We start from the raw sequence: 19464 nt of genomic DNA, 5'->3' as shown, positions 1-19464 counted from the left end.
CTGGGGTGCGTGTTATACCGCTAGCCCATAAAAAGTTCAAGGATAATAATTGTTCATTCTTTGATCCAATCAATAGCTGTCACTGCCATTATTTTTTGCTACTATCGCGCACCCTGTTATTTAGTGAGTTTAATTTGATGGAATGTCGCCTAGGTTGTGGAGCATGCTGTATCGCTCCGAGTATTACATCTGCTATTCCTGGAATGCCAAATGGTAAGCCTGCGGGCGTACGCTGCATTCAATTAAACGAACAGAATCTTTGTAAGCTGTTTGGTCAAGACTCACGTCCTAAAGTGTGCCATCAATTCAAAGCTTGCCCTGTTATTTGCGGAAAAGCCGATCAAGAAGCACTCGATAACTTAATCGAACTTGAGGCGATCACTTAACCATACCTCTGCCCTTTTCTGACATCTATATGCCCAAGATTTCACAATTTTGCGAAATCTAAACTATCTTGTTGATACAGGTACAGATTAATAAGGATCGTTATGAATAGGTATATCGCAGAAATGTTTGGTACGTTTTAGTTGGTGTTAGGTGGTTGTGGTAGTGCCGTCTTAGCCGCCGCTTTTCCCGATGTAGGTATTGGACTGCTTGGGGTCTCTCTTGCCTTTGGTTTAACCGTACTCACCATGGCTTTCGCTATTGGGCATATATCCGGTTGTCACCTCAACCCAGCTGTTACTATCGGCCTTTGGACAGGTGGTCGTTTTGATGCCAAAGATGTTGTCCCTTACATCATTGCTCAAGTACTCGGCGGCATTATTGCTGGCGGCGTATTATTTGTGATTGCCTCCGGCCAAGCAGGCTTTGATGCCGTTTCATCAGGCTTCGCGTCTAATGGCTTTGGCGAACACTCTCCCGGTGGTTACTCACTAACCGCAGCACTGGTCTGTGAGGTGGTGATGACCATGGTATTCCTATTCGTGATCATGGGAGCGACCGACTCTAAAGCACCCGCGGGATTTGCACCTATAGCGATTGGTCTCTGTTTAACCCTAATACACCTTATCAGTATTCCTGTAACCAATACCTCTGTAAACCCAGCTCGAAGCACGGGTGTAGCGTTGTTTGTTGGTGATTGGGCTGTATCGCAATTATGGCTATTCTGGGTTGCTCCGATTATCGGCGCTTTGATTGGTGCGGTGATATACAAAGCCGTTCGTGGCTCGGATTAAGCTCGGAGAAGGGTTGAAGAAAAAAGCTTTTGAGCAACAAAAGAAAAAGCCGCTTAGTGATGATTCACCAAGCGGCTTTTTTAGATCTTATGACGACCGAGCAATGAGTGTGAAAGCGTGGTGCCATCCACCAGCTCTAGCTCACCACCGACGGGAACACCATGAGCGATTCGGCTAGCGTTCACTTCATGGGCATTACACAGCTCAGCAATGTAATGCGCTGTCGCTTCCCCTTCAACAGTCGGGTTAGTCGCTAGGATTACTTCAGAGATATCACCACGACGTAGGCGGTAGTCCAAAACATCGAGGCCGATGTCACTTGGACCAATACCATCAAGTGGTGAAAGGTGCCCCATAAGCACAAAGTAACGACCAGAGTATTGGCCAGTTGCTTCGATAGCTGCAATATCAGCTGGGCTTTCTACTACACAGATTTGACCATTTTCCTGACGTTTAGGGTTGGTACAAATGTGGCAGGTATCTTCTTCAGTAAAAGTACGGCACTCATTGCAGTGACCGATTTCAGTCATTGCTTGGCTAAGAGCATCAGCCAACTGAAGGCCGCCTTTTCTATCGCGCTGTAACAAATGAAAGGCCATACGCTGCGCCGACTTGGGGCCAACCCCAGGTAGACAACGTAAGGCCTCCATCAAATGCTCCAGCATATGACTGGTACGCATATTTAACCGTTCTAATTTTCAAATAACGGCCCGCTCAAGTAAGGCAAGAACGAACCCTTAGAAATAAGTCGCTTAGAAAGGCATCTTCATGCCTGGTGGAAGTTGCATTCCGCCAGTGATGCTAGCCATTTTTTCTTTTTGAGTTTCTTCAACACGACGAGCCGCATCGTTGAAAGCAGCAGCGATAAGATCTTCAAGCATCTCTTTATCGTCTTCCATTAGGCTTTCATCGATATCAACACGGCGAACGCTGTGGCTACCAGTGATTGTTACTTTTACAAGGCCAGCACCAGATTCACCTGTTACTTCCATATTTGCGATTTCTTCTTGAAGCTTTTGCATGCGCTCTTGCATTTGCTGGGCTTGCTTCATCATGTTGCCCATACCGCCTTTACCAAACATGTTAATACTCTCTGGTCTAATTGGTTTATTAAAATTTATTAAGCTATAAGCGCTTAAATGGGGGTTAAAGCAGTGTGATTCAACCCCTCAGTGTTCAGTTCTTCGATCGGTGCATCTAAGATGATACGCCCATCACTAAATCAAAATTAACGTTAGATAGGACGAACACTATCTCTGTCGAGTTCTGCAGCGAAGCGTCTTTCGATAAACTGTACGTTGGCATCGTTTTCCAAACTGGTAAACGCGTCTTTCAACTTACCTTGGTACAGCCTTTCTCGTAATTCTAGTGGTGTTTCACCATCATCGCCGATTTCGACGCTCAAGTGACACTCTTCTCCGAGTACCGTATTGAGAGACTGTAATAGTTCGCTCTGCGCTCGGTCCGTATTCAAGTGAGCTTGGCTCGATCTCAAGGTTAGCGTTATCGATGTATCATTCTTAGTAAATACAGAGTTCAACGCTAACTGTTCAACAAGCTTAGCTGTCTCTAGCTTTTGAATCGTGGCAGACCATTCATCTTGAGCAATCGACTCGTTAAGCAGCTTTTCTACCATTTCTGGCGTTTTGACGTGCTCTAGCGCTCGCTTGATCTGAGTAGGTGTAAGCTCTTTGCTCGCCTCTTTTACAACAGGTTTAGACGGTTTCCAGCGATAAGGTTCATTATCATTGGTAACATTTTCTGTCGGAGAGGTTGGTAAAGAAGCTGGCGACACCCGCTCAGAACTACCGTGTTGCTGAGCAACTCGGTCAAGAACTGAAGTTTTAGCTGGTGCCGCTTTAGCCTTTTTTGGCGTTGAACCTTTACTGTCCTGTGCTGCGTTACCTCTACGCTGGGAGCGTAATTGGTGGCGCAAACCACTGACAGGTGATGCAGGACGTACAGGCTGCCCTTCAGGCGCAGACGGTGCAACGTTTTGTGGCTGAGCCTGAGCTTGATCCTGATAGCTCGCTTGCTGCTGAGGCTGTGCTTGTTGAGTCATAGGACTCATCGACTGCTCTGAACCGTAGCTTGGACGTTCGTCATAAGCTGGCGGCGCGTCATACTGGCTTTGCGGGTAATCCTGTTCTGGATAACCTTGATGACCAGAATGCTCAGGGTAGCCTTGTGAATTCGGATACTGAGCCGGACTTTGCTGCGGAGCTTGTTGTGCAGGTTGCTGCTGCATCTGCGGCTGTCTCGGAGCGGCCGTTGGCGCTGGTTGACTAACCGACTGAGCTTGACTCTGAACCGGCGCAGCAACAGGACTCGTCGACTGAGTAGAGATCGCCGTTGCGACATTTTGCTCTGCAGGCCTAAATGCCAACATGCGTAAAACCACCATCTCAATACCAACACGTGCGGTTGGCGATAACGGTAAGTCTTCACGACCTTTTAGCACTATCTGGTAATAAAGCTGAATATCTTGAGGGCTTAACGCTTTACTCAGCAGTTCAAGCTTCTCTGCGTCAGGCTGAGCTTTGTCTAAGGTAGACGGCAACGCTTGATACATGGCGAGACGATGAAGTTGAGCAGCAAGTTGATTCAGTAAACCATCCCACTCTACGCCATTCTCAGCAAGGTTTTGGATACAAGCCATCGCCTCTTGAGGCTGCTTACTGCTAATAGCCTCAAGTAGATGGATCGCTTGGTCAGTATCCAATGTGCCAAGCATGTGCGCAACCGTATCAGTCACGACATTGCCGTTGCCTAATGCGATAGCTTGGTCTGTCAGGCTCAAAGCATCACGCATACTACCGTCGGCAGCATGAGCAATCATTCCAAGCGCACGAGACTCAGAGGTTACCTTCTCTTGTTCAAGAATATGGTCAAGCTGCTCGTGGATATTATCAACGCTGATCGGCTTAAGATGGAACTGCAGACAACGCGACAAGATAGTCACTGGCAGTTTTTGTGGATCGGTCGTTGCAAGCAAGAATTTCACATACTCAGGCGGCTCTTCTAACGTCTTTAGAAGCGCGTTGAAACTGTGCCTAGAAAGCATGTGTACTTCATCGATAAGGTAAACCTTAAAGCGACCACGCGCAGGTTTGTACTGAACATTGTCCAGAAGCTCGCGGGTATCTTCTACCTTGGTACGTGATGCCGCATCGATCTCTAGCAGGTCAACAAAGCGACCTTCATCGATCTCTTTACAAGTTGCACATTCACCACAAGGGGTTGAAGTAATGCCTGTTTCACAGTTAAGTCCCTTAGCAAACAAGCGGCCGATGGTCGTTTTACCGACACCGCGAGTTCCGCTAAATAGGTACGCATGGTGCAACCTATTTTGGCTAAGGGCATTCTCTAATGCTGTTAAAACATGGGCTTGACCAACCACTTCTTTGAATTTGGTTGGTCGCCATTTTCGCGCTAACGCAAGATAGCTCATGAATAATTCCGAAAAGGATTAGTGGCCGTCGAATTCGCAGATGCTAAACACTTCTAGACCTAAGCCTTCTAAGCGCTTGTCACCACCGATTTCTGGAAGATTAATTACAAATGCAGCGTGCTCTACCACACCACCAAGCTGACGAATCAACTTTGTTGTCGCTTCAATCGTACCGCCAGTTGCTAGTAGGTCATCAACCATCAGCACTTTATCGCCTTCAACGATAGCATCAGTATGAATTTCTAGTGTATCTGTGCCGTACTCAAGCTCATAAGATTGTGCCACAGTTTCACGAGGCAGTTTGCCCGGCTTACGCACAGGGATGAAGCCAACACCTAGCTCTAATGCTAAAGGCGCACCGAATAGGAAACCACGAGCTTCAGTACCAACGATCTTAGTAAAGCCCATGTCCTTGTATGTTTCCGCTAACAACTCGATAGTCGCTTTGTAAGCTGCTGGGTCTTCCATCAAGCTTGTTACGTCACGGAACAAAATACCCGCTTTAGGGTAATCAGGAATGCTTTTGATGCTTGCTTTGATCAGAGAGATTTTTTCTGTGTTCATAATCTTATGCACTTCATTAGGCCGCTTTCCAAACTCTGGTTAACGAATCAAACATCAACGCTTGAAATTAAGGAAAGGTACGATTGGTATTCATTGCAACGAGAGTCATAACTCTAATTGCTGAAATAATAAACGCCCGCTATACAAGCAGGCACACTGGCTTAATGGTAGTGATTTTCTTTGCTGTCAGCAACCAACTCATGGGTTGGAAGTCGCATAAACCATGTGAGAAGAATAACAAGTACACAAATTAGGAAAGCCTTGACCCAAATGAGTGGAGCAAAGTAGATAGATAACGCAAAACTCAACAAGATAAAGAATACGCCACGCGTTTTAACTTGCTTGGTGACAGCGCCGTGTTGGTACCAGTTTTCTAACAGAGGACCGAGCGTTTTATGCTCATGCATCCATTTGTGAACTTTTGGATTGCTTCGCATGAAACATGCACTAGCAAGAAGAAGGAATGGGGTGGTTGGCAGAACGGGTAATACAATCCCTAGAACTGCAAGAAAGATACAAAGGCCACCAGCAATATTCAGGCTTAAAACTCGAACGCTAACTGTGGCCTCCTTGAGTTAGCTATCACCATTTGGCGACGACAGCTTAACTAAAATGTTGCGTAGCCATTAAATACACGGATCAACGTTAGTGTTGCTGGTAGTAATGGAATCATTAAAAATGCGGCTAGAAAGCCTAAAAAGTAGAATACATTAAACGGGTCTTTAAAGTCTTGATTATCTGCCATGATTGCTTCTTGTTTTTGTTAGTAAAGGTAAGTCCAGTGGCGAACCAAACCCGCTTTGCTAAATAGACATTTAACAAAAAAGGCATAGTCACACCATTTGCGCAACTATACCTTAATCAATTATTCACAAAAACCGAGGAAATATAGGGTTAATCGGTTGTCCCTTGATGGATATCCAAGCTGAAACTTGCCGCTCCAAGCAGGCTCAACGACAACTGACAGCCCTGCTCTATTGGTAAATCTCTGGTGATAAAGTTCTTTTTACAGTTATCGCCTAAGCGTTCACCTGCTGCAATATGTTGATTCATTTCACCATTCGACCAACGCCCATCTAAACCCGCAGGCAAAATTGAGATAGTGCCTTCAGCGAGGTTAGCAACTCCAAACAGCGCGTTGACAGGTGTTGAACACGCCGAGCAGCGAATCCCTTTCTCCAAAATTTCAGCGATATCTTTGAGGTCAGCACTAAAATCTTTTCTATTTCTTAAGTAATCGTGGAACAAAGCTCTCACTAACAAGGTAGTCGCAGAGCCACCATTTTCAGAAGACGCTGAATCGACAAGGTAGAAAGCAAACTGCCCATTCATCGTCCATGCATAATCAAATACAAGCGGCATCATTTCCGTTGATTGCAACAAACGGTAGCTGCAACGCCATGAGCCTTGTCTTGTGTCTTTGTCTGGTAACAACGCGTGCAACAAATCTCTTGCTGCGCTTGGGTTGTCCTGCAAGTAATTCAGGTGCCAATGTAACTCTTGGTCTTCCGGGATCTCTCCTCCATCATCCACACAAAACCACTGGCTTGAGAAATCTCGTTGATCTGAAAGGTTGTCGAACGAATCTGTTAATGTGTTGGCAATCGCACTGCTTAGATGACCGTGGTCCTCTAATGGCTTAGCTAAAAAGTCTTTAATACCAAATCGTAGTGCTTTCGCTACATCAGACATGTCATCTGTCGCAGACACCACAATCATAGGCAGTGATGGGTACTCTAAACTGAGCTCTTCTACAAGCTCGATACCGTCCAGGATCGGCATTGATAAGTCACACACAATTAAATCTGGCGCTGCATCTCTGAGCTTCTGCAAAGCGTCCAGTCCGTTTTCAGCCTCAACCACTTTATAACCAACCTTTTCAAGGTAAGCGCCGGTTATACGGCGAAAAATAGGATCATCATCAACCAACATTACGCATTTCTGGTTCATCACTTCCTGTGCCGAGGTCATTACTGGCTGACTGTGAGTTTTGTACATAATTTCTAACCTCACAAAACTAAGTCGAATTATTATTGTTATCTGTTCTAAGAACTAATATAAAACTTAGTAATAAAATGCTAAATACACAAATGTTCACTCTTTACTGGTAATTCGTGACAAGGCTTGGAATACTTGTAAATAGTGCAACAAGTTGACATGACGCAAACATTGATCTCAATGTTACGTATAAATTAGATGAGATTGTAAACAAATGTGTCTGGATTTATGAAATTAGATGATTTAAACCTCTTTCGACTCGTCGTTGAAAATGGGAGCTACACCGCAACATCGCGCAAGACTATGATTCCGGTTGCGACCATCACACGACGGATCCAAGCTCTAGAAGACTCGCTAAACCTGAGACTTCTCAATAGACACGCGCGTAAACTCTCTTTAACAGAGGCTGGCGAACGTTTCTTTAATGAATGCTCTCCACTGCTGCAACGTCTCTCTTCGACTGCCGAAGAACTGACGGATGTTTGTAAAGGTGCTTCCGGTAAGATCCGCATTACAGCGCCTTCCAACCTGACTAAGCGCATGATGATGCCAATGTTCAGCGACTTCATGACTCAATACCCAGATATCAATATTGAGTTGATGATGAACAACCAAGCCGATCAACTCGACCCTACAGAGTGGGACGTGATTTTCAGAGTGGGTCCGCAACGTGATTCAAGCCTCATCGCTCGAAAAATCAGTGAAGTGAAAGATATTCTTATCGCGAGCCCTGAGTACTTAGCGAAGAACCCTGCACCGAGCCATGCTGAAGAACTGGCGAACCATTCATTGCTTAAAGGCTACCCACTGATTAAGTGGCAGCTAAGTAACTCGAATGATGAGACAGTAGTTAACAGTGAAAAAGGCCGCTTCAACGCAAACGCACTTAATGTGGTGAGACAAGCTTGTTCTGAAGGTCTAGGTATCACACTGATGCCAGACGTGATGATTCGCGAATACATTGAAGATGGTAGCCTAGTACAAGTACTGGAAGACTGGAGCGCTAACCCACGTGACATCTACATGCTTTATAACCACAAAGACCATCTACCTGAGAAAGTTAGATTGTTTATTGATTTTGTGATCGCTTACCACATTCACTAGGTTAATCCCCTACTTCAAAAACAAAAAAACCAGAGCCGATGCTCTGGTTTTTTATATTCTTGCCACTAACGAAAACTAAGCGCCTTCGTTGTGTAACTCTAGGTTCGCCAGATCTTGTTGGATCTCACGCTGAATCTTAGAATCGTCATTACGTAGAGAGTCTAGGAAATCTAGGTACGCTTGGTCGATATCACCCGTTACATACTCGCCATTAAACACAGAAGTATCGAAACGCGCGATGTCTTGGTTACCCATGCCTACCGCAGAAATCAAGTCTGGTAGCGTTTGGAAGATCAGAGCGTCTGCGCCAATCTGCTTACAGATCGTTTCATTGTCACGACCATGAGCAATTAGCTCTGTCGCGCTTGGCATATCGATACCGTAAACGTTAGGGAAGCGAACCTCAGGCGCCGCTGACACCATGAACACTTTGTTTGCGCCAGAGTCACGAGCCATCTCAATGATTTGCTCTGAAGTGGTACCGCGTACAATAGAGTCATCAACCAATAGAACGTTCTTACCTTTAAACTCAGAGCGAATTGCGTTGAGTTTGCGGCGAACTGACTTCTTACGCTGCTGCTGTCCAGGCATGATAAACGTACGACCAACGTAACGGTTTTTCACGAAACCTTGACGGTATGGCTTGTCGATAGCTTGAGCGATACGCAGTGCAATGTCGTTAGAGGTTTCTGGAATTGGGATAACCACGTCAATGTCTAAGTCTGAGTACTCTTCTTTAATACGCTTACCTAGTAATTCACCCATCTCAACACGTGCGCTGTACACTGAAATTTTATCGATGAATGAATCAGGGCGTGCAAAGTAAACAAACTCAAAGATACATGGGTTGAGCTGTGGGTTGTCTGCACATTGCTTAGTGAAAAGCTCGCCATCGAATGTTGCGTAGATAGCTTCACCAGGTGCCACATCGCGCATGAAATCGAAACCAACAGCATCAAGTGCTACCGATTCAGACGCCACCATGTACTCTGTTTTACCTTCGACTTCACGCTTACCTAAACACAGTGGACGAATACCGTGTGGGTCGCGGAATGCGATCATACCGTGGCCAATGATCATAGCTGTTACTGCGTAAGCGCCACGAATTGTGCGGTGCACGTTTGATACAGCGCGGAAAACATCATCAGAAGTCACGTTACCTTTAACCGTATCGATCTCATGAGCCAACACGTTCAAAAGCACTTCTGAATCTGAAGTTGTATTCACATGACGGCGGTCTTTTTCGAACAACTTTTCACGAACTTCGTTCGCGTTCGTTAGGTTGCCGTTGTGAGCCAACGTGATGCCAAAAGGCGAGTTTACGTAGAAAGGCTGAGCTTCCGACGCGCTTGAGCTACCTGCAGTCGGGTAACGAACATGGCCAATACCAACGTTACCTTGGAGGCGTTGCATGTGTTTTGCTTCAAAAACATCTTTTACTAAACCGTTCGCCTTACGCAGACGGAAACGATTGCTTTCTATGGTACAAATACCAGCGGCATCTTGGCCACGATGCTGCAATACCGTTAAAGCGTCATAAATAGACTGGTTTACAGGTGTTGAACCCACGATTCCAACAATACCACACATGTCCTAATCCTCGATTTTTCGACATTAACTGGCGCTATAGCGCGCCAGATAAGAAACTAGATGTTGCTTGTAAATGCTCGAAGAACGGCGCAATGATTCGACTAAATTCCGGAACCAACTGCGAATTCTTCCACCACTCAGAACTTGGGAATGCAGTAAACGCATCCATGAAAAACAACACTGCAGAAACAATCAAAACACCACGTAAGCCACCAAAGACGACACCGAGGATTCTGTCTGTACCTGACAGGCCTGTTTTCTGAACTAGCTGCCCGATAACATAGTTAACTAAAGCACCGACAACTAACGTTGCAACAAACAATGCTGCTATCGCAGTTCCGTTTCGAAACATCTCATCTTCGATATTGGTGAAGTACACCGCTAATTTTGCGTAGTACTGGCTAGCAATAAAAAATGCTCCAAACCAAATAACGAGTGACAACGCTTCTTTAGCGAAACCACGAACTAAACTGATCACGGCAGAGAAGCCGATCACGCCTAAAATGACAAAATCTAACCAATTCATGAAATCTTCATCTTAAGTTGGCGCGCATTTTAACAGAAAAAATGCTGACGCAAACGTTTTCTTATGGGTTTAACGGTTTAAATTTGAGCAATTGGCCTTTTGAACCCGTAATTTTTTCTAATTCCTTAATTTGTCGCTCAAGTTTGGATTTAGATACATCTGGGCCAATAATTACTCGCGTAAAAGTTTTTTCTTGCTTGGTGTGAGCCTGATAACCACGCTTTTGCAAATCCTTAACTACGCTTTTCGCGTTGTCAGCATTCTTCAAAGCCATCAATTGAATGATCCAAGCACTGTCTTGGTACTCATCTTTTTCAGGTACTGGCTTAACCACAACCGCCACTTTATCCGCTTCTTTTTCAGAAGCCGATGCCATTTGGGTTTCTGATGACCCACCGCTTTCGACCACTCGCTCTACTGGAGAATCCGGCAGTGCAATCTGATCTTCAACTGGGTCAAGCACCTCAAACACTTCCACATTGCTATCAAGTTCAGGCTTAATAGGAATGCTCGCAAACTCTTCTTTGTAGTGAAGCTTTTTACCATCAAGCACATCTGGCAATACAATCACGCCAATGGCCACTAAAATGATGGTGCCGACTAAGCGGCTCTGAAATTTACTTGCCATCTAGTTTCCTTTTTTCTGCCAATGCTCCAGCACTTCCCCTACTGTGTGGAAAGAACCGACCACCAACACGACATCGTCTTCACCTTTCGCTGATGCTAACGCCGCCTCAAACGCCGCAACCGGGTTTGTATGCTGCTCAACACCTTGAGGAAGGCTTTGACAAAGTTCAGCTGCCGTTGCTGCTCGTGGCCCTTGTAGAGAAGCTGGGTACCAGTGTGTTGCAATTGGCGCTAACACTTCTAATGTTGCTGGAATGTCTTTGTCATGAAGCATAGCGACTACAACGTGCAAGTTCTTGCCCGCATATTTTTTAGTAACTTGCTGTGCAAAGTATTCTGCTGAATGTGGGTTATGAGCCACATCGAGCACAATCACAGGCTGGTCGCTAATTTGTTGCATGCGCCCAGGAAGCTGAGCGTTCTTCAAACCATTAACCACATTCACATCGCTAATATCTAACTCTGATGTGCCGAGTGCCATCAATGCCGTTGCCGCGTTCGGGAGTGGCAATGTTGGGATAGGAAGCGACTCCAGTTGGAATGCACCGCTATGCCAGTTCCAAGTATCGCCATCAACGGCATAGGTATATTGAATACCGACCTGATAAAACTCAGCTTTGATATCATCGGCGTGCGCAGCAACCGTCGCTGGAGGCTTAGGTTGACCACAGATAGCCGGCTTACCGCTACGATAGATTCCCGCTTTCTCAAAACCAATCACATTGATGTCATCGCCAAGCCAATCAACATGGTCAACCGCCAAGCTCGTAATGACAGACACATCGTGATCAACGATATTAGTAGCGTCTAAGCGCCCACCGAGGCCCACTTCTAACAACACAACGTCGACCGCTTCCGTTTGAAAAGCACGTAACGCGGCCAAAGTACCGTATTCGAAGAAGCTCAGGCTGATTTCACCACGTTCTTTCTCAATAAAATCAAAAGACTGAACCATCTTTTCATCAGATAGATCTTGACCATTGATTCGAACACGTTCGTTGTAGCGAATTAAGTGAGGAGAGCTGTAGACACCAACAGAGTATCCCGCATCTAATAGAATGGCTTCCATCAGTGCGCACGTTGAGCCTTTGCCGTTGGTTCCGGCAACAGTAATTACGTGTCTAGCAGGTTTGGTAAGATTTGCCTTAGAGGCGACGGCCTGAACTCGGTCTAGTCCAAGATCAATAGCACTGGTGTGGATGTTTGATAAATAATCAAGCCACATCTCCAAAGATGATGTGGCTTGAGGAATAGGTTGTTGACTCATCTAACTCATAACCATAATAAAGTTGGTTTGTTAGAAGGTACTTTACCCTTTTTCTGGCGCTTCTGGTACTTCATAAGCAGCTTCATTCGGTGAATCGTTCACAGAAACTACTAATGGTGAAGGCTGATTGGTCATTTTTGCAACTAGGCTAGCTACGCGCTGACGCATTTCACGACGGTCAACGATCATGTCGATAGCACCGTGGTCTAGTAGGAACTCACTACGTTGGAAACCTTCAGGTAGGTCTTCACGTACTGTTTGCTCGATTACACGACGACCAGCAAAACCGATAAGTGCTTTTGGCTCACCGATGTTGATATCACCTAGCATTGCCAAACTTGCAGAAACACCGCCCATTGTTGGGTCAGTCATTACTGAAATAAACGGCAGGCCTTTCGCAGATAGACGCTCAAGTGCAGCACTGGTTTTTGCCATTTGCATTAGAGACATTAGTGCCTCTTGCATACGCGCACCACCACTTGCAGAGAAACAAACTAAACCACAGTTGTTTTCAATAGCAGCATCTACAGCACGAACAAAACGAGCACCTACTACAGAGCCCATTGAACCGCCCATGAATGAGAATTCAAACGCACACGCTACGATTGGTAGACCTAGTAGTTCACCTTTCATTGCTACAAGTGCGTCAGTTTCACCACTGTTCTTTTGAGCAGCAGAGATACGCTCTTTATAACGCTTAGAGTCTTTGAACTTCAGTTTGTCTTGCGGCTCAAGATCAGTACCAAGTTCAACACGCTCACCTTTGTCTAGGAATGTTTCCAGGCGGCGACGTGCTTTCATGCGCATGTGATGGTCACATTTTGGACATACTTCTAGGTTACGCTCTAGCTCAGCATGGTAAAGCACCTGCTCACAAGAAGTACATTTAGTCCAAACACCCTCAGGGATAGACGCTTTGCGAGATGTTACGATGTTGCTTTTTTCTAAAATCTTTTCAAGCCAACTCATGGAAGACCTTTTGTTTCGATTCTTCCGCTTGATTGCGAAAGAAATAAATTTGGGAATTATGCGAGGAGATTAAAGCACATAAAACAGCAAGTGTAGATAAAAAACTGGTTGTACCTATTTTCTTGAGCTATTTTACGCACGATTTCGCAATATTTTTTGAACCTAAGTCCCACATTTAGTTCAAATTATCTGGAAGAAACAGAGGACCAATTGGCTCTCTTGGAAGACCGAATTCTTCTGGATAATCCACATCAACTAAATAGAGACCTTCGGCTTTAGCAGTTGCTCCAGCCAACTTACGGTCTTTCGCTTCAAGTAACCACTTGATCCATTCTGGCTTCTGCTCACCTTTACCAACGGCAATTAGGCTACCCGTAATGTTTCTCACCATATGGTGCACAAACGCATTCGCCTTAATATCAATGACGATGTAATGGCCATGACGAGTCACGTTCAAATGAATCATATTTCGCCACGGGCTATGAGACTGGCAGTGCGTAGCTCTAAACGACGTAAAATCATTTTCACCCAGCAGGTACTGACCTGCCTCATGCATCTTTTTCTCGTCAAGGTGACCATGATAATGGCTCACACCTGAATTTAAGATTCCAGGGCGCAGTGCATGATTGAAAATGATATAGCGGTAGCGACGTGCCGTTGCAGAGAAGCGAGCATGAAAATCTTCATTCACTTCAGTTGCCCAACGAACAGCGATGTCTTTAGGCATGTTGGCATTTGCGCCCATTGTCCATGCCACCATTTTGCGGTCGACATTGGTTTCAAAGTGAACGACTTGTCCCGTACCGTGAACACCGGCATCCGTTCGTCCCGCACATTGAACTTCTACTGGGTGATTTGCGACAACCGAAAGAGCCTTTTCCAATTCTTCTTGGACACTTTTCACGTCTCGTTGGCGTTGCCAACCAAAGTAGTGGGTACCGTTATATTCAATACCTAAAGCAATTTTCATGTTCTTGTTCTCTTTGAAAATGGGCGAGAAGTATATACGGAAATGAGTGCTATCCCAAATAGGATGGGACTAAATCTATAATATTAAAAGCACGACCCACCCAAAATAAAGGGTAGCCAATGCTACCCTTTATATCTCGCTCAATTTATCGGCCGTTTAACGTATCGATAAGATTCTTAGCTTCTCGGCGAATATCGTCGCTTCCGTCGACTATCGCTTCTTCTAGAAGCTTAATCGCGCCTTGAGAGTCACTCATCTCAATGTAGATTTTAGCGAGATCAAGCTTACCAGCTGCTTCAGCGTTACTATCAACATCATAGTTTCCTATATCGCCAATCACATCAGGGAATTCGTTCAGACCAACATCCAGCTTCAGCTCTTCTTCGTCTGGATTAATAGCATCTTCCCCTTCTTGCTCAACTTGAGCCATCAACTCATCGATGGTCATGTATTGCTTATCACGGCTATTCGATGATTCGGTCAGGTTATCTTGCTGCGCCCAGTTCTCTTCTTTGATCTTAGGTTCAGCTTGCTGTTCTGCAGACGCCCAGATCTCTTGTTGATCATCCGGCACACCATCTTGCATGCTCGATTGCTGTTCTGGTGCAAGATTAAAACCTTTCCAATCTTCACCGCCCACTTCAAGCATTGCATCAATATCTAACCCAGCGATATCAATCGATGTTGCATCTAATGGCTTCTCGAACATGTTGTCGACTGTGTCTTGAACATCTTCTGAAAGCAATTCAGCCAAATTAGTTTCATCAAAGTTATCGAAGCCTTCTAACGGCTCGTCTTCAACTTCATTCACCTCAGTGCTAGATACTAAAGGTGCGCTTGTTGATTCGTTCGCTTCTGGGAATCCAGCTAAATCTGCTTCATTGACATCCGAGAAATCATCCGCACCAGCAAAACTTTGTGGGTTCGAGAACAGGTCATGCAGTGCGTCTTGCTCTTCTCCCTGCGGACTAAAGGCAGTTAATGGCGTGGGCTTTTCTGCAAATGCATCAGAGATCGCTTCATCTTCACCGTATTCAGGCAAATCGAACTCGTCAAACTGTACCCCTTGCTCTTCTGCCACAGGCTCAGCACTGCTCTGCTCAATATCGTCTAAAACAGAGTCCGCTTTAGCACTTTCTTCATCGTATTCTGGAAGGTCAAGATCATCGAACTCAAACTTCTCACTGCCATCCGATAAATCTTGCTCTAACTGAGCTTCATCAGGTTCACTCACAGCCTCTGCAAGTGCGTCTTCCTCACCAAACTCTGGTAGCTCAAAGTCGTCAAACGAGAACTCGTCTTCACTTGGTTGCTTTGTAGCTTCTGGTTGTGGTGCTGTTTCAGGTTGAGGCTCAGCTTGTGCTTCTGTGCTAACTTCTGCCTCAGCTTCCGCCAACGCGTCTTCTTCATTAAACTCTGGAAGCTCGAAATCATCAAACGAGAATTCGTCTTCGCTCTGTTGCTCCGCGGCTTCTGGCTGTGAGGCTACTTCAGGTTGAGGCTCAGCTTGCAGTTCAGTGGTAGTTTCAGCCTCAGCTTCCGCCAACGCGTCTTCTTCATTAAATTCTGGAAGCTCAAAATCATCAAACGAGAACTCGTCTTCGCTCTGTTGTTCTACAACTTCTGGCTGTGTTGCTGCTTCAGGTTGTGGCTCAGCTTGCGCTTCAACGATAGCCTCTGTCTCGGCTTCAGCTAGTGCATCTTCTTCACCAAACTCTGGAAGCTCGAAATCATCAAACGAGAATTCATCTTCGCTCTGTTGCTCTACTGATTCTGGCTGCAGGGCCGTTTCAGGTTGAGACTCTGGCGTTGGTTCTTTAGCAGTGTCAGCCACTGCTTCTGAGGTGTCTTCGTCAATCAGCCAATCGTCATCTTGTGGTACACCGAATTCATTTGGAATGATCTCTGGCATATTCGCAGCACGAACTGGCTCTGGCTCTGGCTCTGGCTCTGGCAAGGATTCAACAACATTATCGAACTCTTCGCTACCTTGAATCTTAGGTTCAAAATCAAAATCAGAGTCAATGTTCGATGGTGATTCTACATCGTTGATCGCTTCAGCTAGCCAGTCTTCAACTGTATCTTCATCATCGTCAGAAATGTCATCCAATGACGCAGGAGACGTAGCTTCACTCTCAAAGCTGGTTGCGATTTCTTCTGGGCTACCCAGTTCCGGTGAAGGCTCTAGCTCAGGATGTTCCTGCTCAAATTCATCAACGCTAGTATTTTCAGAGAGTAACGAGTCGATATCTAACTCATCGCTTTCGACCTCTGGTTTTGTATCTCCGACCGCGGGTTCAATCACGTCAGATTGAGCTTGTTGTTCAGAAGCTTCTTCAACCACTTGGTCAAGTTCTGGCGTCATTAGCTCATCGATAAGCGCTTCATCGGTGGTTTCCAATGCGTCATCCAACAAAGCATCCGTTGCAGGCGCGACACCAAACATATCATCAATAAAGTCATCACGATTAAATGCGGCAGCTTCATCCTTAAGCTCAGGCTCTGTGCTATTTTCTATCGCTTCTGTACTTGCTAGCTCGTCGTTAACTTCGATGTCGTCGACTTGTGGTGCAGGCTCTGCAACTACCGGCTCATCAAGTTCAGCTTCAGTAGGTTCAGGTGCAGCAGAAGGCTCAGAAAGTAACGACTCGATATCAGCCTCTGCAAGATTACTTACATCATCATTTGGTGTGTCGAAGTCGAATGCAGCTTCAAGCTCTTTATCAAAGGCTTGCTCTTCAGACTCAATCTCGTCTTCAATACCACTCGTCAGTAGCTCATCGAATGGATCCAGAGATTCAGTCGCTGACTGATCGTCTTCATCCGCCGACAGCTCGCTTCCTAGCAGCTCATCTAACGTTTCATCACTTTCGAGTGTGAACTTGGCATCATTAACGTCATCGTCAAGGAACTCATCTAAAAGGTCGGTGCTCTCAGCATCAATCTCAAAGTCATCGTCCGAGTCGCTAAGCAGCTCATCTAGCGTCTCTGTGCTGTCTTCAGAAATGTTCAGTTCATCATCGGTTGATAAGCCTGACAGTTCCTCCAATTCAGACAGAGCGTCAAAACCTAGAGATTCACCTTCAGAGTCCTCATCAGAGTCGCTTTCCAACATCTCATCAAGTAGGTCTGTCGAGTTACTTAAATCAACATCATCACCGGCTAATTGCTCGTCAAGCAGGTCAACACTCTGCTGCTCTTCTTCGCTTTCCAGAGTTTGGTCAAACTGAGCCAAAATGTTTTCGATATCGTCATCAGACGCCAAACCACTATTTAGGTCTTTGGCACTGTCATCGTCGCTATCTAGATTGAAAGGATCGTTCTGTTCATTCTGAGCAGCTACTTGCGCGAAGATGTCATCAATATCATCTTCAACACTTGTTGGCTCTGGCTGAGAAGTTTGCTGTTCAGAAATAAGTGCATCGATATCAAAATCATCGCTTGCAGTCTTGTCTGCGCTCGGCTTCGAATCACTTTGCTCTTCTGAGGTCAGAGCATCAATATCGAAACTGTCATCGTCTTCATCATCCAATGCAAACAGATCATCGAGCATAGACTGATCAAGTTCGTTGGAGCCTAGGTCTTCTGTCTGTGATTCTTGAGATAATAGCGCTTCAATGTCATCAGCAGACATTGAGTTGTCGTCCGACAAGTCAAAGTCACCATCATCAGAATCAAGTGCGCTTTCTGCCGTCTTATCAAGCGCACGCTCCATCTCTTCTAGACCAAGCGCTTTCTCTTCACCATTAACACTGATGCCGTTGCTGCTGTCTAAATCTAGATCATCGAAGTTAGTGTCTAAATCGCCGTTCTCACCGATGCTGGCAAACGGATCATCGTCTTCACCATCAAGGTTGAAATCAAGGTCCGACTCGACTAGGCCTGCAAACACATCGTCTTCGTCAGCCAGTGCTTGGTCATCAAATAGCTTATTCGCATCATCTTCTGTACCAAACAGCTCATCATCGAGAGACAACTCATTGTCGAGGTCGTCTATCTCATCAGCCAGCATCATTGGGGCAGCGCTGCTTGGCTCAGGCTGAATAGGCTGGTCTTGCGTTGGTTGCTGCTGCTCTTCATTTTTAGAGCGGCGACCCAACAAAATCACAATGATAAGACCAAATAGAAGACCTGGAATGATCGCAAGTGCAGCGACTAGCCAACCATTTGACAACAGCTGGTCCATTGCACTTGGTGCCATTTTTTCAATTTCAGCGTTCTTTCTGCGCTCTTCAGCAAGTAACTTTTCAACTTCACTGCGAATACGGTCTTCGTCGCTCAGCTCTGTCTTAAGCACATCCACTTCAGACTGCACATCCGATAGCATTAATCTAAGTTGGTGATTCTTCTCTTCCAGTGACAACAGCTCTGTTTCAGATAACTCTAACTGCTTCTCGAGTTTGTTCATGTCTTTAACAGGATAAGTAGCAGCCACTGATTTTTGTACTGTTTCAGCAGCAGGGGCTGGTTTACTAGCAACCGAACTTTTCGAACCTGCATTCGATTGATTGGAGGTTTGAGCTGCTTTTGGTTTAACTGCAGGCTTAGCGGCCGGATCATCCAGCTTGGCCAAGTGCGAGTTCATGATGTTGATGGCTTGCTGCGTAGAGCTTGCACGAGCTTGCTCTAAAGAAGGGACACGTAAATGACTAGCTGGCAGCAAGCTATGGATATTCTGGTTTTCAAACGCTTGTGGGTTCAGTCGGTAAATTGCCAACAAGGTTTGTTGGACGGAGACAGAGTTATCTGAACGCAATCTTGACGCGATAGACCATAGCGTTTCATTGCCACGAGTCGGACCATAGAAACGAGAAGGCTCTGCGCTATTCGATTGAGCTCTTTGAAGAGGTTCTGAAAACGTAGGCGCTGATTGTATCTGACCATTAGGCCCTACAACTCGAATGGAATCTGCACGAACAACGGAAATCTGAGTCGCAATGATAACGGCAAAAGGTATTAACCACTGCTTGAAAATTTGAAACATAAAAGGCTCAGCTAGGTGCTTAAATTCGGATAAAGTGATGATCTATTAAATATATCGGATAAATGACGTAAAACTATAGAGATGAAAACAAAAAATGTGTTGCAGCGACAATATTCGCAGCAATTTCACACAATTTGACTAACAATATTTTTAATCGATTAAAAAAGCCCCACTAAAGAGTGCAATGTAGTTCACTTAAGCGGAGCTGCTTTGCGATTAATTGGGTAGCGAGTCTT

The 19464-nt window shown here is 45.5% G+C and carries 17 protein-coding genes; 3 read left to right on the top strand and 14 right to left on the bottom strand.

Going from position 1 to position 19464, the window contains the following annotated elements; all coding sequences use genetic code 11:
- Positions 1 to 137: 137 nt before the first annotated feature.
- Both JC606_RS19210 and aqpZ read left to right on the top strand, forming a co-directional pair.
- Positions 138 to 386, top strand: coding sequence for a YkgJ family cysteine cluster protein (locus JC606_RS19210; RefSeq protein ID WP_198779208.1), 249 nt, complete (start codon positions 138 to 140; stop codon positions 384 to 386).
- A gap of 141 nt (positions 387 to 527) precedes the next feature.
- Entirely contained in the window at positions 528 to 1178 is a 651-nt protein-coding gene (gene aqpZ, locus JC606_RS19205; RefSeq protein WP_233090493.1) for an aquaporin Z, read from the top strand.
- Positions 1179 to 1258: 80 nt separating this feature from the next.
- On the opposite strand, the gene recR is transcribed toward aqpZ, so the two are convergent.
- From recR to JC606_RS19170, 7 genes are all read right to left on the bottom strand, one after another.
- The gene (recR, locus tag JC606_RS19200) at positions 1259 to 1858 is read right to left on the bottom strand and encodes a recombination mediator RecR (protein ID WP_004740649.1); all 600 of its coding nucleotides are present in this window, start codon (positions 1856 to 1858) and stop codon (positions 1259 to 1261) included.
- A gap of 72 nt (positions 1859 to 1930) precedes the next feature.
- Positions 1931 to 2260, bottom strand: coding sequence for a YbaB/EbfC family nucleoid-associated protein (locus JC606_RS19195; RefSeq protein WP_004740648.1), 330 nt, complete (start codon positions 2258 to 2260; stop codon positions 1931 to 1933).
- 152 nt (positions 2261 to 2412) lie between these two features.
- Positions 2413 to 4629, bottom strand: a complete 2217-nt coding sequence (dnaX, locus tag JC606_RS19190; RefSeq protein WP_198779207.1) for a DNA polymerase III subunit gamma/tau — start codon at positions 4627 to 4629, stop codon at positions 2413 to 2415.
- A gap of 18 nt (positions 4630 to 4647) precedes the next feature.
- Positions 4648 to 5193 (bottom strand): adenine phosphoribosyltransferase, encoded by a 546-nt coding sequence (gene apt, locus JC606_RS19185; protein WP_004740646.1) that lies wholly within the window; start codon positions 5191 to 5193, stop codon positions 4648 to 4650.
- A gap of 161 nt (positions 5194 to 5354) precedes the next feature.
- A complete protein-coding gene (locus tag JC606_RS19180; RefSeq protein WP_032498517.1) occupies positions 5355 to 5726 on the bottom strand; it encodes a YbaN family protein in 372 nt (123 codons plus the stop codon).
- Positions 5727 to 5800: 74 nt separating this feature from the next.
- Entirely contained in the window at positions 5801 to 5938 is a 138-nt protein-coding gene (locus tag JC606_RS19175) for a hypothetical protein (RefSeq protein WP_004740644.1), read from the bottom strand.
- 149 nt (positions 5939 to 6087) lie between these two features.
- Positions 6088 to 7191, bottom strand: a complete 1104-nt coding sequence (locus JC606_RS19170) for a response regulator (protein WP_137407834.1) — start codon at positions 7189 to 7191, stop codon at positions 6088 to 6090.
- 228 nt (positions 7192 to 7419) lie between these two features.
- On the opposite strand from JC606_RS19170, the gene JC606_RS19165 reads away from it, so the two are divergent.
- Positions 7420 to 8295, top strand: coding sequence for a LysR family transcriptional regulator (locus tag JC606_RS19165; RefSeq protein ID WP_004740642.1), 876 nt, complete (start codon positions 7420 to 7422; stop codon positions 8293 to 8295).
- A 75-nt stretch (positions 8296 to 8370) separates the two neighbouring features.
- On the opposite strand, the gene purF is transcribed toward JC606_RS19165, so the two are convergent.
- The 7 genes from purF to JC606_RS19130 all read right to left on the bottom strand — a co-directional run bounded on the left by purF (position 8371) and on the right by JC606_RS19130 (position 19228).
- Complete coding sequence (purF, locus tag JC606_RS19160; RefSeq protein WP_137407833.1) at positions 8371 to 9885, bottom strand: amidophosphoribosyltransferase; 1515 nt, start codon at positions 9883 to 9885, stop codon at positions 8371 to 8373.
- Between the two features lie 34 nt (positions 9886 to 9919).
- Positions 9920 to 10411 (bottom strand): CvpA family protein, encoded by a 492-nt coding sequence (locus JC606_RS19155; RefSeq protein WP_004740640.1) that lies wholly within the window; start codon positions 10409 to 10411, stop codon positions 9920 to 9922.
- A 61-nt stretch (positions 10412 to 10472) separates the two neighbouring features.
- Entirely contained in the window at positions 10473 to 11039 is a 567-nt protein-coding gene (locus JC606_RS19150; RefSeq protein ID WP_198779206.1) for an SPOR domain-containing protein, read from the bottom strand.
- Complete coding sequence (gene folC, locus JC606_RS19145; RefSeq protein ID WP_198779205.1) at positions 11040 to 12305, bottom strand: bifunctional tetrahydrofolate synthase/dihydrofolate synthase; 1266 nt, start codon at positions 12303 to 12305, stop codon at positions 11040 to 11042. It lies immediately after the preceding gene.
- Positions 12306 to 12347: 42 nt separating this feature from the next.
- Positions 12348 to 13274: an acetyl-CoA carboxylase, carboxyltransferase subunit beta gene (accD, locus tag JC606_RS19140; protein ID WP_004740637.1), complete on the bottom strand. Its 927-nt coding sequence runs from the start codon at positions 13272 to 13274 to the stop codon at positions 12348 to 12350.
- Between the two features lie 175 nt (positions 13275 to 13449).
- On the bottom strand, positions 13450 to 14244 hold the full coding sequence (gene truA, locus JC606_RS19135; RefSeq protein WP_008220283.1) for a tRNA pseudouridine(38-40) synthase TruA: 795 nt from the start codon (positions 14242 to 14244) through the stop codon (positions 13450 to 13452).
- A gap of 145 nt (positions 14245 to 14389) precedes the next feature.
- The gene (locus JC606_RS19130; RefSeq protein ID WP_198779204.1) at positions 14390 to 19228 is read right to left on the bottom strand and encodes a FimV/HubP family polar landmark protein; all 4839 of its coding nucleotides are present in this window, start codon (positions 19226 to 19228) and stop codon (positions 14390 to 14392) included.
- Positions 19229 to 19464: the final 236 nt, after the last annotated feature.

It is taken from the genome of Vibrio sp. IB15, from assembly GCF_016406055.1.
In the GTDB taxonomy this organism is placed as follows: Bacteria; Pseudomonadota; Gammaproteobacteria; order Enterobacterales; family Vibrionaceae; genus Vibrio; species Vibrio chagasii.
The sequence above is the reverse complement of the archived record's forward strand: the minus strand, read 5'-3'. Positions and strand labels throughout refer to the sequence as shown.

What these genes read in the sequence shown, in the direction of transcription:
- JC606_RS19210 (WP_198779208.1), top strand. Translation starts at nt 138, where the DNA reads ATGGAATGTCGCCTAGGTTGTGGAGCATGCTGTATCGCTCCGAGTATT.
- recR (WP_004740649.1), bottom strand. Translation starts at nt 1,858, where the DNA reads ATGCGTACCAGTCATATGCTGGAGCATTTGATGGAGGCCTTACGTTGT.
- JC606_RS19195 (WP_004740648.1), bottom strand. Translation starts at nt 2,260, where the DNA reads ATGTTTGGTAAAGGCGGTATGGGCAACATGATGAAGCAAGCCCAGCAA.
- dnaX (WP_198779207.1), bottom strand. Translation starts at nt 4,629, where the DNA reads ATGAGCTATCTTGCGTTAGCGCGAAAATGGCGACCAACCAAATTCAAA.
- apt (WP_004740646.1), bottom strand. Translation starts at nt 5,193, where the DNA reads ATGAACACAGAAAAAATCTCTCTGATCAAAGCAAGCATCAAAAGCATT.
- JC606_RS19175 (WP_004740644.1), bottom strand. Translation starts at nt 5,938, where the DNA reads ATGGCAGATAATCAAGACTTTAAAGACCCGTTTAATGTATTCTACTTT.
- JC606_RS19170 (WP_137407834.1), bottom strand. Translation starts at nt 7,191, where the DNA reads ATGTACAAAACTCACAGTCAGCCAGTAATGACCTCGGCACAGGAAGTG.
- JC606_RS19165 (WP_004740642.1), top strand. Translation starts at nt 7,420, where the DNA reads ATGAAATTAGATGATTTAAACCTCTTTCGACTCGTCGTTGAAAATGGG.
- purF (WP_137407833.1), bottom strand. Translation starts at nt 9,885, where the DNA reads ATGTGTGGTATTGTTGGAATCGTGGGTTCAACACCTGTAAACCAGTCT.
- JC606_RS19155 (WP_004740640.1), bottom strand. Translation starts at nt 10,411, where the DNA reads ATGAATTGGTTAGATTTTGTCATTTTAGGCGTGATCGGCTTCTCTGCC.
- JC606_RS19150 (WP_198779206.1), bottom strand. Translation starts at nt 11,039, where the DNA reads ATGGCAAGTAAATTTCAGAGCCGCTTAGTCGGCACCATCATTTTAGTG.
- folC (WP_198779205.1), bottom strand. Translation starts at nt 12,305, where the DNA reads ATGAGTCAACAACCTATTCCTCAAGCCACATCATCTTTGGAGATGTGG.
- accD (WP_004740637.1), bottom strand. Translation starts at nt 13,274, where the DNA reads ATGAGTTGGCTTGAAAAGATTTTAGAAAAAAGCAACATCGTAACATCT.
- truA (WP_008220283.1), bottom strand. Translation starts at nt 14,244, where the DNA reads ATGAAAATTGCTTTAGGTATTGAATATAACGGTACCCACTACTTTGGT.
- JC606_RS19130 (WP_198779204.1), bottom strand. Translation starts at nt 19,228, where the DNA reads ATGTTTCAAATTTTCAAGCAGTGGTTAATACCTTTTGCCGTTATCATT.